Genomic DNA, 12,214 nt, shown 5'->3' with positions numbered 1-12,214 from the left:
TATTTTTATGGGAGGCTAGAAACCGGGTTTCTACGAAATTTTGTGTTTAGTGGCGAGAAATCTACGCAGAAACCCGGTTTCTGAGGACACAATTATTTTGCTCGAAAAGTCGCTCTTTTAGGCATTTATCGCAGGCGACACACCCTACGACTGGCATATCTTTGGGAATTTCGCTGTACCAGCGGCCAAATGTGCTAACGTAGCGATCGCAAATCCCCAAATTTCAACTATCGGGAGATAGATAACCGTGTTCGCTCAAGCACCTCCAACTCCCAATTACAAATGGTTTAGCTGCATTTCTAGCACTGTTTTCACCGCATTGTGCCTGTTGCCCCTTTCCAACGCTGCTGGATACGCCCAAACTCCCCAAAATAGACTCATCAAAATCGGCGTGGTGCAGCGGTTTGGCACCAAACCCACCGATAAACTGACGCTGAAAGCTTTACCTGGCGATCGCTTAACATTAAGTTACAAAACTCCCCAAGGCATAGAAACTAAAACTACCGCCAGCATCCAGCTAGAAATAGCGAATAAACCTCTGGAAGCGCCATTAGTAGAAGAACGAGTTGTTCTGAGCTCCCACCGCAGTTTTGAGAGTGCAGAAGATAGCGCCAATCAGTGGCGCGCCAAGGGTATTGATGTGGAAATTGCTCAACCTTTGCGCTGGCAAGTTTGGGCAAAAAGAGATACTTATAATTCTCCTATAGTGCGGCGCTGGCTGTTGCAAAGTTTGCAAGCTCAAGGTAACAAAACTGCTTTTTTAGATACGAAAGTTTTTAAACAAATACCTCAAACGTTTTGGCTTTTAAATGGCTTTCGTTTCAACCGCAATGAGTTGGATGTCACGGCGGGAAAAAATGTAATTGAGGTATTTGAACAAACTACCCAAGAGGCGACAGCTATCGATCCAGAAAAAGCTATTCAACAAACTCGCCGTTACGGTGGCAGTTTGCACTTACAAAAAAATTCTTACGGTACTTATACTTTAGTCAATAATGTGCCGACGGAAACTTATTTGCGCGGTGTTGTTCCTCACGAAATAGGGGCTTTTTCGCCCTACGCTTCGATTGTCGCTCAAACTATTTTGGCGAGAACTTACGCGCTGAGAAATTTGCGCCGGTTTGCTGTGGATAATTACGAGTTGTGCGCTGATGTTAACTGTCAAGTTTATAAAGGTTTGACCGAAGTTTTCCCGCAGAGCGATCGCGCGATCGCCCAAACAGCAGGTTTAGTCCTAACTTACGAAAATCAGCTCGTAGACGCGCTCTATTCAGCGTCTAGCGGCGGCGTAACGGCGACTTTTGGCGATGTGTGGCACGGCCCAGAACGTCCATATTTGCGATCGATCGTCGATTCCCCCAAAAACCTCTGGGATTTGACAAAGCAGAGCTTGTCTGACGAAACCAACTTCCGCCGCTTTATGACTCTGAAAGCAGGGTTTAATGAGGAAAAAGAAGAAACCTTCCGCTGGCGCGAAGAAGTCTCACTGACATCAATTGGTGGATTTCTGCGGCAGTATCTTCAGAAGAAAAAGCACCCGCTAGCTAATTTTAAAACTCTCACCAAAGTTGAAGTGGTGGAAAGGTCGGCGGCTGGTCGAGTTTTGCAAATGAAGGTACAAACTGATTTGGGCCCCATCGATATTGACAAAGATGAGATTCGCAATGCTTTTTATCCGCCGATTAGCACGCTGTTTTATCTAGATCCAATTTACAATCCTGACAAAACTCTTAACGGCTATGCTTTTGTCGGAGGCGGTTTCGGACACGGCGTGGGAATGAGTCAAACTGGTTCTTACAATTTAGCTAATTTGGGCTGGAATGGCGATCGTATTCTGAGTTTTTATTTTCCCGGTGCTCAAGTTGTGCCCCTCAACGATTCCATTACATTTTGGCGGGAATAGCATCAGATTCGCCATAAGATTCGGCGGTTGAAACCGCGTCTAGACAAACAAAACCCGGATGGTGCGTGGGTTGAAGAGTGGCCGGTTAAAATTACGTTATCTTCTTTCTTCAGTCCGCGGAGGCGGACATCGTTTGTATAGACGCGGTTTCTAACCGTACGTCTGCTGCGGACATCGTTTGTATAGACGCGGTTTCTAACCGTACGTCTGCTGCGGACATTTTTTGTATAGACGCGGTTTCTAACCGCACGTCGGATCTTTATCGCCGTCTTTCAATACAAAAACCCAGTTTCTTAACGTAATTAAGCTGAAACAGCTCAATTACGAAAACCAGAAACCGGGTCAATTAGCGCACCGCGCCTGTGAATCCTTTCTTAGTAGAGAGATTCTTCTTGGTGAGTTTCGATCGTACAATCAGACTTAGGATAAGCGACGCAGGTCAGAACAAATCCGGCCTCGATTTGGTCATCATCCAAGAAAGATTGGTCAGATTGGTCAATTTCGCCAGCAGTAATTTTGCCAGCGCAGGTGGAGCAAGCTCCAGCGCGGCAAGAATACGGGAGGTCGAGTCCTGCTTCTTCGGCAGCATCAAGAATGTAAGTATCGTCATCAACGTCAATGGTCTGGTTGATTCCTTCGGCTTCGCTGATGAGGGTAACTTTGTAAGTTGCCATGCACTAATCCTCTCAAAAATTCAACAATATTGATAAGTTTTCCTAATGCAAACTTCAAGGCTCTATCAGCTTTGAGGTGAGCTCTTAGGTTCGTTCCCTTTATGATAGTAGGGGAAAGAAGTAAGGTTGCAACACTTATTTACAAAAGATTTGAATGGGATTAGTTATAACTTTTTCTAATTTCATCTTGATTACTTATACCTATGTTGGGATCAGCCGTGTGATACTGTTGCCGCAAGACTTACGCCAAATAACCCGGTTGCGGAAAAAAATCCTGTTTTGAACCCGACAACCAAAAAATCCGATTTTTGGTATGCGGTGTGTCATCGACTTTCAGCCAGACTTGCTGGAATTTGTCCCCGCAGCCATGGACAGTTGACAGTTGACAGTTGACAGTTGACAGTTGACAGTTGACAGTTGACAGTTGGTAGGGGCGGTGCCCCGCCGTGCCCGCCCTCAGTGGACAGGTGCACAGTGGACAGTGGACAGTTGCACAGTGGACAGTTGCACACTACGGGAATCAAACCATTTATGCTTAAAGGGTATCGGCTCTATTCATGAGATTATTTATGTCCTCACCGATGTGGCGGTTGCGATATATCGCACCAGACTTGGGTGCTCAAAGCCCGCCTAAATCGCACCACAGCCTAAAATCTGCACGATGGAACTCTGGGCTCCTGCACTGCAAGTCTTTAACTATACTAAAATCTAAAATCTAAAATCTAAAATCTAAAATCCTATGACTCAAATCAATACTGGCATTGGTTTTAAAGTAAATTCTCCTATTCGCGTGGGGATTGTGGGTACTGGTTTTGCGGCTAAGTTGAGGGCCGAGACGTTGGTAGCTGACGCCCGATCGCACTTAGTAACAGTCGCGGGCCGCAACCCGGATAAAACCGCAGCATTTTGTCAAACATTCGGCGCCGAGGCTGAGGTTTCTTGGCGCAAGTTGGTAGAAAGAGATGATTTAGATTTGGTAATTGTCTGTACAGTGAACCGCGATCATGGGGCGATCGTCCTGGCGGCGTTGGAAAATGACAAGCACGTTGTGGTCGAATATCCTCTATCTTTAGATGTGTCTGAGGCCGAAAGGGCGATCGCCCTTGCCGCCCAAAAGCAAAAACTCCTCCACATCGAACACATCGAACTGTTAGGCGGTTTGCATCAAGCAATCAAAGAATCCTTACCATTAATCGGTAAAGTTTTTTATGCCCGCTACATTACTATTACCCCTCAGCGTACCGTACCGCAGCGCTGGACTTTTCAGCATTCCCTATTTGGCTTTCCCTTAATCGGGGCAATTTCTCGACTTCACCGATTTACTGATTTGTTCGGAGAAGTCGGAACCGTTAACTGTCAAACTCAATTTTGGGACACTCAGCCGGATTTCTACAAAGCTTGTTTGTGCAACGCACAGTTACGCTTTACCAATGGCGTTGTCGCTGAAGCTGTTTATGGAAAAGGAGAGACTTTTTGGCAGTCGGAAAACATTTTTACCATCTACGGAGAAGCAGGAACGCTGATTTTTACTCCCGAATCCGGTCAATTGATTCAGGGAGAAACTCGGCAGGCGATCGCAGTAGGAACGCGGCGCGGTTTGTTTGCTAAGGATACGGATATGGTGTTAGACTGTTTGTTAAACGGTACGCCGTTGTACGTCAAGAATACCAGTAGTTTGTACGCTTTGAAATTAGCGGATGCTGCGAGGCGTTCGAGCGAGACTAGGCAAAAATTGGCGATCGACAATTCGTATAGCAGTTCGAGCGAAAGATGAGTTCATTCAGTTGACAGTTGACCTGGGACAGTTGACCTCTGGTGCATCTCAATGCAAGCGAATATATCCGTAGGGGCGAAGCATGACCGCAGAAAATAGGAGATGATAACTAATAACTTATATGCGGTCATGCTTCGCCCTCTTCCTTGCGCCAGATGCACCCGTTAACCTCTACCTGGAAGTCCGAGGATTGGAGTAATGAATCGTCTGTTTTTAATTTATCAAGGGCGCTCGGGACTCCGGCTTTCAACCATTTTTTCCTGGTAAGCTTGAGGAATAGGTAATCGGGGAAAAGTTAATAGGTAATGAAAAAAGGTAATCGGCAATCACCGAAAAACTTGTGGTTCAAAACCTTTCCTCCCCATTAGCCATTAGCCATTACCAGACATAGTTCATCTATCTAAAAAAGGCTATATATTTTTGCAATCAAATGGCAGTAACTACACATCAACTGATTCAGTGGAAACAGCAAGGGCGTCGAATTGTGGCGCTGACTGGTTATGATTATGCGATCGCCCAACTACTCGACCAAGCAGGCACTGACATCATCCTCGTCGGCGATTCCCTCGCCATGCCAATATTGGGCTACGAAACAACCCTACCCCTAACCCTCGATGAAATGCTGCACCACGCTAAAGCAGTTCGTCGCGCAGTCAAGCAAGCATTAGTTGTTGTGGATTTGCCATTTTTGACTTACCAGGAAAGTTCCCAGCAAGCCATGCACTCGGCCGGGAGAGTTTTGAAAGAAACCGGCGCTCAAGCTGTAAAATTGGAAGGCGGATATCCAGCAATGGCGGCCACCGTTTCGCACCTAACATCCGCCGGGATTCCAGTGATGGGACACGTTGGTTTAACTCCCCAGTCGGTACACCAACTCGGTTACAAAAAACAAGGCAAAACAGCCGAATCTGCCGATCGCATCAAAGCCGAGTCGATCGCACTTCAAGAAGCCGGTGCCTTTGCGATCGTCCTAGAACACATTCCCCCAGACTTAGCTGCTCAAATTACCCAAAAACTAACTATTCCCACCATTGGTATCGGCGCGGGGCCGCACTGCGACGGACAAGTTTTGGTTACTTCCGATTTGTTGGGACTTTCCGAAAAACAACCGCCTTTTGCGAAAGCTTACGTCAATTTGCGATCGACAATTACCCAAGCCGTCCAAGATTATTCCCTAGAAGTTAGAGAACGAAAATTTCCCCCATTGTAAACCATAAATCGAACTGACTCGCTCGCCAGCAGATTGAATACTACTTAGCGGGTTGTTGACTCGCCTTGTAGGAGTTCGCACCCCTAGCAGCATCTGTTTTGCCGATCGCGATCGCCCGCAATTACCGCTAAAATTGAAAAATCTCAACTTCAATACGGTTTACTTAAGATGGTCATTGCGAGGAACGAAGCAATCTCCGTATCTATTTCTCATAGGGTTTTACCCCCAGGGCGCTCTTAAGTAAACGGTATTGTAGTATAATAGAACAAAGTAAAGAACCGAAAACAATGAAAGCAAGGTATCAATACAGATTCTATCCAACCGACCAACAACGACAGAGATTGGCTCAATTGTTTGGTTGTGTTCGGGTAGTTTGGAATGATGCTCTTGCCCTTTCTAAACAGTCTGAAAAAAAACCCAAATCTGCCGAACTTCAAAAAGTAGTAATCACTCAGGCAAAACAGACTGAAAAAAGAGCTTGGTTAAGTGAAGTATCAAACATCCCGTTGCAACAATCTGTAGCGGATTTAGAAACGGCTTTCAAGAACTTTTTTAACTCCGGTAAAGGAAAGCGGAAAGGTCGTAAAATTGGCTATCCTAAATTCAAAAAGAGGACGAATAGTCAATCGGCAAGACTCACTCGCTATGGATTCTCGCTCAAAGGTGATGGTGTCTATCTAGCCAAGATTGGTATTGTCAAACCCGTTTCGCCTGTGAGAATTACCATCAGAACCTAGTTCTGTTACAGTCATCAAAGACTGTGCTAATCGGTATTTTCTGAGCTTTGTAGTAGAGATTCAACCAACTCAGATTGAGGCGAAAAATCCTAGTATTGGGATAGACTTAGGGGTTAAGACCTTTGCGGTGATGAGCAATGGCGAAAAAGCCCAAAGCCCTAGCTATAAAAAGCTAGACCGAAGAGTTCGCAAACTACAGCGTAAGTTAGCCCGTCAACCCAAAGATTCTAGGAGGAGAAATATAACTCGAATCAAAATCGCCAAGCTGCACAACCGAATTGCTGATACCCGTAAAGATTTTCTGCACAAATTATCAACCAAAATAGTCAACGAAAACCAAGTGATTGTTTTGGAAGATTTGAACGTGTCGGGAATGGTCAAGAATCGGAGGCTTTCCAGAGCGATTAGCTTGCAAGGGTGGAGGGAGTTTAGGACTCTCTGTGAGGCCAAGTCTGAGAAGTTTGGCAGGGAGTTTAAAGTAGTTAGTAGATGGGAACCGACTAGCCAAGTTTGTTCAGACTGTGGCTTCAAATGCGGCAAAATAGATTTATCTATTCGTTCAGTGCTTTGTCTGAGTTGTGGCACTGAGCAAGATAGAGACGAAAATGCTGCTAAAAATATAGAGCAAGTCGGGATGGGGAATCGCCACGACTCTAAATGGGCGCAGAGACAGAGTAAGACTACTCCGGTAGCATCAGTCGGTGAAGCGTCAAGAATCACCGTCCGCGACGGTCGGTGAGTATTTCAATCGATCTCAAATGTCAAATCTCCAATCAAAAATCAAAAATCTACAATCCAGATACCAAAATGTGATAAAAATCACTGACAGCAAGCATCACCTAAATGTAGAAAATGGTGGCGACCAACAACTAGCTTCAAAACGGGCAGCGAAGTGGCGGTTAAGCTAAAAAAATTGTAGTTCCGTTCAAAACAAATTGAAGTCATCGCTCGAACGTGTTAAGGAGGCTAATTGATGGTATATGCAGAAAATTGGTCGCAGCCGTCTATCTTGGAGCTAGCGCGATCGGGCAACTTTCAGGCCCTGAATTACTGGATTGACAGCTTGCTGCGACCCGAAGGGATTTATGCCCGCGTCGAACAGGCTCAAGCCGGCTGCGTCCAAATCCTAGTAGAATTCCAACGCGGATTTGCACCAGAGAATACATTACTGGGGAGCACTCTCCGCGAAGGCTTAGTTAAATTTATTTGTCACCAACTCTGGAGACTCAACTCGCCAGCAGTAGAAGGAGTGCGAATTCACGCGCGCTTGGCTGGGGAACCAGAGATTCTCTGGAAACAGTCAGTCCGAATTGTGACTCCAGCCAACCGCAACCAGCGGCGTTACCGTTCCCTATTGGTCGTCGATTGGGTTAAATTTAAAACATATCGTTCTCTGCTGCTAGTGGGCTCGGCACTGGCATCATTTATTTTAGGGTGTTGGCTGAGCTACCACGAGGCTGTAGCCCTACGGCTAATGTCTCCAGCCTCCCCTTACCAGCAAGCTGCGGTAATGTCGGGGCCGCCTCCCAAACGTCCGGATGCGGTGCAAGCGGCCTTAGAATTAGTACCTGTAGTGCAACAAAAGCAGGTTGCTAATCCCTACGACCCCACCGTAACGCTGATGTTCGGAGGAAATGTGAATCTATCGGATGCGATCGCCGCATCTGCTGGCAACGATTACCATTGGGCTTTTGCCAATATGGACGAGTACCGGCAAGCAGATGTATCGATGGTTAATCTAGAAAACCCCCTGACTCGCTCTACCTTGGGTTCTGGCAAAAAACAATTAAATTTTAAAGCCGATCCAGAATCGGTGAAAGTATTAACAGCAGGAGGAGTGGATATTGTCAATCTGGCAAACAGCCACGCTATGGATTACGAGGAACCGGGGCTGGTGGAAACTATAAATACTCTAAATAATGCTGGTATAGGGCATCTGGGAGCCGGTAGAGATATCAAAGAAGCAAGGCGTCCAGATATTATTGAGGTTAAGGGTCAGCGGATCGCGTACCTCGGTTATTACGATGCTGACCTTCATGCTGCCGACCAAGGTAAGGCTGGCACCAACCCCCGGCGTAACAATCGGGTGGCAGAGGATATTCGAGCTCTCAAAGGTCAGGTAGACTGGATTATTGTTAATTACCACTGGGGAGTCGAATTGGCAGATTATCCCGGGGACTGGCAGATAGATTTGGCTCGGTTCACGATCGATCAAGGTGCAGATTTGGTAGTGGGACACCATCCCCATGTCCTGCAAGGTGCCGAAGTTTACAAGGGTCGCCCGATTGTTTACTCGTTGGGTAATTTTATATTCGGCGCGAATGCTCGCAGCGATTACGATACCGCAGTCCTGAAAGTATCGCTCAAAGACAGGAATATGAAGGTAGAATTTTTGCCTGTGGAGGTGAAAAAGTTTCAGCCGAAAGTGGTGAATGGAGCAGCGGGCGATCGCATCCTCAAACGCGTCGAACAAATTTCTAGTATATTCGATCGACCGATGCGCTCTTCTGTGGTTCTAGAGGCCCCAATCAACCCAGGATTGGCACCAAAAACTCCAAATTCGACCTTGCCAGGAGCACCAAAAAGCGGTACCTACGGGCCCGGGTCGGCTTCCCCAGTCCCCCTGACAGGAGAAACCAATCTGCCAGGCCCAGGACAACCCAAACCTACTCCGATTTTGCCCGCTGTACCGGCTTTGCCCAAACAGCCGGACAACTCCTCAGTTTTCCAGAACGGGGCAGGGCCTGCTAGGTCGTCGAACCCGCCTCCGAGTCAAGATTTGCCATCGCGCGTCAATCGCACTAAACCTGAAAAACCCAGCCGGGAACCAGATCCGTTTACCAAAGAACCATTCATCAAAGAACCGTTTATTTCGCCACCATCTCCGAGTTCGGGAGGGGTACTCAGTCCCCAAAGCTATATTCCCCCAACTGGCGATGTATCTTTCAAAGTCGCACTCAAAGAGCAGCCGACAAACAGAGTCGTTCCCGGCAAAAGCAGCGATCGCGGCTCGCTGCGGCTCGCCCTGCCTCCTATAGCTGCGAACGTGGGGACGGCCAGTGGGAGTCCGAAGTTGACAGTTGACAGTTGACCGCTTGACAGTTTGAGAGCGACCTCTACCTAGAAGGAAGAGGATTGGAGTAATGAATAGTCTGATTTTAATTTCTCCCGATCGGGCGGGCTTTCAACCAATTCTTTCTGGTGATGGGCGAAAATCAACTACCAGCGACCAATTAATAACGACCGATTTACTAACAACCAATGATCGACGACCTACTAACAATGACAAATGTGTTTGCGATCGCGCTGAAGCAAAAGCAGTACAAAACCTATATCCTCTCCGACGAAACCGCAAACTCTACCCTAGAAGTTGTGCCGGAACGGGGCGGTATTGCCACTAGCTGGCTGGTTGAAGGCAAAGAAATGTTTTACTTGGACGCGGAACGGTTCGCCAATCCCGATCGGACTGTACGCGGCGGGATTCCCATCTTGTTTCCCATCTGTGGCAATCTCCCCGACGACACTTACACCCACAAGGGAGTGGAGCGGCAGCTCAAACAGCACGGCTTTGCTCGCGACTTGCCTTGGACGGCGACGGAACAATTTACCGAGGGTTGCGCGGCTCTTACCCTAGTGCTCAAAAGCAGCGAGAAAACCCAGACTGTTTATCCCTTTGATTTCCAATTAGCTTTTACTTATCAAATTAAAGGCAATTCTTTGGAAATTGTGCAGGAATACACCAATCTTGGTGACGAACCAATGCCCTTTGCTAGCGGCTTGCATCCTTACTTTTTAGCACCCGACAAGACAAATCTGCGCTTTGAGATTCCCGGGATGCAGTACAGAGATCACCACACTCACCAGAAAGGTTATTTCACAGGGGTTTTTGACCCGACTCTCGACGAAATAGATGTTTCCTTTGACGAACTGACAGGTCTTGCTGCTACTGTAACTGACGAGGCCCGCGGCTTGCGGCTCACCGTCAGTTACAACTCCAGCTATGGGAAGTTGGTTTTCTGGACTTTGAAAGGCAAGGATTTTTACTGTTTGGAACCTTGGACGGCTCCTAGAAATGCCCTCAATACTGGCGAACACTTGATTTATTTGCAGCCGGGAGCGACTTGCGAGATGCTGGTTCGCATGACTGCAACTTTTTTTTGAAAAACACTTGCTATTTGAAATGATGGGTGCTACTATTAGAAATTGTGTGCGGTAACAATGTTTTCGCGGGTCGCTAGCTCAGCGGTAGAGCATTCGGCTTTTAACCGATTGGTCTCGGGTTCAAATCCCGGGCGACCCATTTTTCAGACAGAACGTAAAAAGTAGAAAGCAGAATAAAATCTAGCTTTCATCACGAATTCGGGGCAATCCCAGCGGGATTGCCCCGAATTTAGTTTTGGGCAATGTGGATTTTTTAAGCCTAAATTGAAATCTGGAAACATAATGCGCGATCGGCAACAAATTGTCTTAAGATTATCGTAAGAATTCAGCTTGTTCAAAATCCACTGTCCAGAAACACAAATAATTAGGAGGAATATCTATGGCGCTTGTACCTATGCGACTGCTGCTCGACCACGCGGCTGAAAATGGTTACGGCCTACCGGCTTACAACGTCAACAACATGGAGCAAATCCAAGCGATCATGCGCGCTGCTGACGAAACCAACAGCCCCGTGATCTTGCAAGCTTCTCGCGGCGCTCGTTCCTACGCTGGCGAAAATTTCCTGCGCCACTTGATTTTGGCAGCAGTTGAAACCTATCCTCACATCCCCATCTCCATGCACCAAGACCACGGCAATGCCCCCGGCACTTGCTATTCTGCCATGCGCCAAGGTTTCACCAGCGTGATGATGGACGGTTCTTTGGAAGCGGATGCTAAGACTCCCGCCAGCTACGAGTACAACGTTGAAGTTACTCGCGAAGTGGTGAAAGTTGCTCATTCGATCGGCGTTAGCGTTGAAGGCGAACTGGGTTGCTTGGGTTCTCTGGAAACAGGGATGGGCGAAGCAGAAGACGGCCACGGCTTTGAAGGCGCGCTTTCCCACGATCAATTGCTGACAGATCCTGAAGAAGCTGTTAATTTCGTCGAGCAAACCGGCGTTGATGCTCTCGCAGTGGCGATCGGCACTTCCCACGGCGCTTACAAATTCACCCGCAAACCGACTGGCGAAATTTTGGCAATCAGCCGCATCGAAGAAATTCACCGCCGCCTGCCAAATACTCACTTGGTAATGCACGGTTCATCTTCTGTACCCCAAGAATTGCTGGAAATCATCAACAGCAACGGCGGCACTATCCGCGAAACCTACGGCGTACCTGTCGAAGAAATTCAAAAAGGCATCAAGTGCGGCGTTCGCAAGATCAACATCGACACTGACAACCGTTTGGCGATTACCGCTGCGGTGCGCGAAGCTTTGTTTGCTAAGCCAGATGAGTTCGATCCCCGCCACTTCTTGAAGCCGTCGATCAAGTATATGCAGAAGGTTTGTAGCGATCGCTACAACTCTTTCGGTTGCGCCGGTCAAGGTACAAAGATCAAGCAAATGTCTTTGGATGATTTTGCAGCTAAGTATGCAAAGGGCGAATTGAGCTCTACTGCTAAGAAGACTGTCGCTGTTTAATAATTTTAGGTTGAAGATTTTAGATTTATCTGAAGTCTAAAGTTTAGATTGCCGGGTAGCTGTGAAGTTGCCCGGTTTTTGTGTGTGGAGAGATGAGAAAGCTAGATAAATCGCCCTTAAAGACTAATCCGGCGGTAAATTTCAGCCATCGGCAGTTCTATATTTAAGCTGTGCAGGACGATCGCCCTTTCAATCCCATCGTACACTTGCCATTGCCAGCGATCGCCCGACGGGCGATCGAGATTGTGATATTGTTCAATATATGGTTCAGCTTGACTGACCAGCAGATATTCACA

The 12,214-nt window shown here is 47.3% G+C and carries 9 protein-coding genes, 1 tRNA gene and 1 pseudogene; 9 read left to right on the top strand and 2 right to left on the bottom strand.

Going from position 1 to position 12,214, the window contains the following annotated elements; genetic code table 11:
- Positions 1-247: 247 nt before the first annotated feature.
- Complete coding sequence (locus tag JGK14_RS06010) at positions 248-1,903, top strand: SpoIID/LytB domain-containing protein (protein WP_293205281.1); 1,656 nt, start codon at positions 248-250, stop codon at positions 1,901-1,903.
- Between the two features lie 374 nt (positions 1,904-2,277).
- Here JGK14_RS06010 and JGK14_RS06005 read toward each other — a convergent pair whose 3' ends face one another.
- Positions 2,278-2,577 carry a ferredoxin gene (locus JGK14_RS06005; RefSeq protein ID WP_293129326.1) on the bottom strand — a complete coding sequence of 100 codons (300 nt, stop codon included), beginning with the start codon at positions 2,575-2,577 and terminating at the stop codon, positions 2,278-2,280.
- Positions 2,578-3,316: 739 nt separating this feature from the next.
- On the opposite strand from JGK14_RS06005, the gene JGK14_RS06000 reads away from it, so the two are divergent.
- The 8 genes from JGK14_RS06000 (at position 3,317) to fba (ending at position 11,918) form a co-directional block, all read left to right on the top strand.
- On the top strand, positions 3,317-4,351 hold the full coding sequence (locus JGK14_RS06000) for a Gfo/Idh/MocA family protein (protein WP_293224307.1): 1,035 nt from the start codon (positions 3,317-3,319) through the stop codon (positions 4,349-4,351).
- A gap of 430 nt (positions 4,352-4,781) precedes the next feature.
- Entirely contained in the window at positions 4,782-5,561 is a 780-nt protein-coding gene (panB, locus tag JGK14_RS05995; RefSeq protein ID WP_293325660.1) for a 3-methyl-2-oxobutanoate hydroxymethyltransferase, read from the top strand.
- Positions 5,562-5,848: 287 nt separating this feature from the next.
- Positions 5,849-6,298, top strand: a complete 450-nt coding sequence (locus JGK14_RS05990; RefSeq protein ID WP_325314852.1) for an RNA-guided endonuclease InsQ/TnpB family protein — start codon at positions 5,849-5,851, stop codon at positions 6,296-6,298.
- A 13-nt stretch (positions 6,299-6,311) separates the two neighbouring features.
- Positions 6,312-7,037, top strand: coding sequence for an RNA-guided endonuclease InsQ/TnpB family protein (locus JGK14_RS05985; protein WP_325314861.1), 726 nt, complete (start codon positions 6,312-6,314; stop codon positions 7,035-7,037).
- A gap of 234 nt (positions 7,038-7,271) precedes the next feature.
- Positions 7,272-9,389 carry a CapA family protein gene (locus JGK14_RS05980; protein WP_325314851.1) on the top strand — a complete coding sequence of 706 codons (2,118 nt, stop codon included), beginning with the start codon at positions 7,272-7,274 and terminating at the stop codon, positions 9,387-9,389.
- Between the two features lie 200 nt (positions 9,390-9,589).
- The gene (locus tag JGK14_RS05975) at positions 9,590-10,459 is read left to right on the top strand and encodes an aldose epimerase family protein (RefSeq protein WP_442921431.1); all 870 of its coding nucleotides are present in this window, start codon (positions 9,590-9,592) and stop codon (positions 10,457-10,459) included.
- A 67-nt stretch (positions 10,460-10,526) separates the two neighbouring features.
- A tRNA-Lys gene (locus JGK14_RS05970) sits at positions 10,527-10,598 on the top strand.
- A gap of 240 nt (positions 10,599-10,838) precedes the next feature.
- Entirely contained in the window at positions 10,839-11,918 is a 1,080-nt protein-coding gene (gene fba, locus JGK14_RS05965) for a class II fructose-bisphosphate aldolase (RefSeq protein WP_293177199.1), read from the top strand.
- Positions 11,919-12,034: 116 nt separating this feature from the next.
- Here the strand turns inward: fba and JGK14_RS05960 are convergent.
- Positions 12,035-12,214 (bottom strand): annotated as a pseudogene (locus tag JGK14_RS05960) (hypothetical protein); the annotation flags it as partial.

The organism is Microcoleus sp. PH2017_28_MFU_U_A, assembly GCF_020738035.1.
In the GTDB taxonomy this organism is placed as follows: Bacteria; Cyanobacteriota; Cyanobacteriia; order Cyanobacteriales; family Microcoleaceae; genus Microcoleus.
The sequence above is the reverse complement of the archived record's forward strand: the minus strand, read 5'-3'. Positions and strand labels throughout refer to the sequence as shown.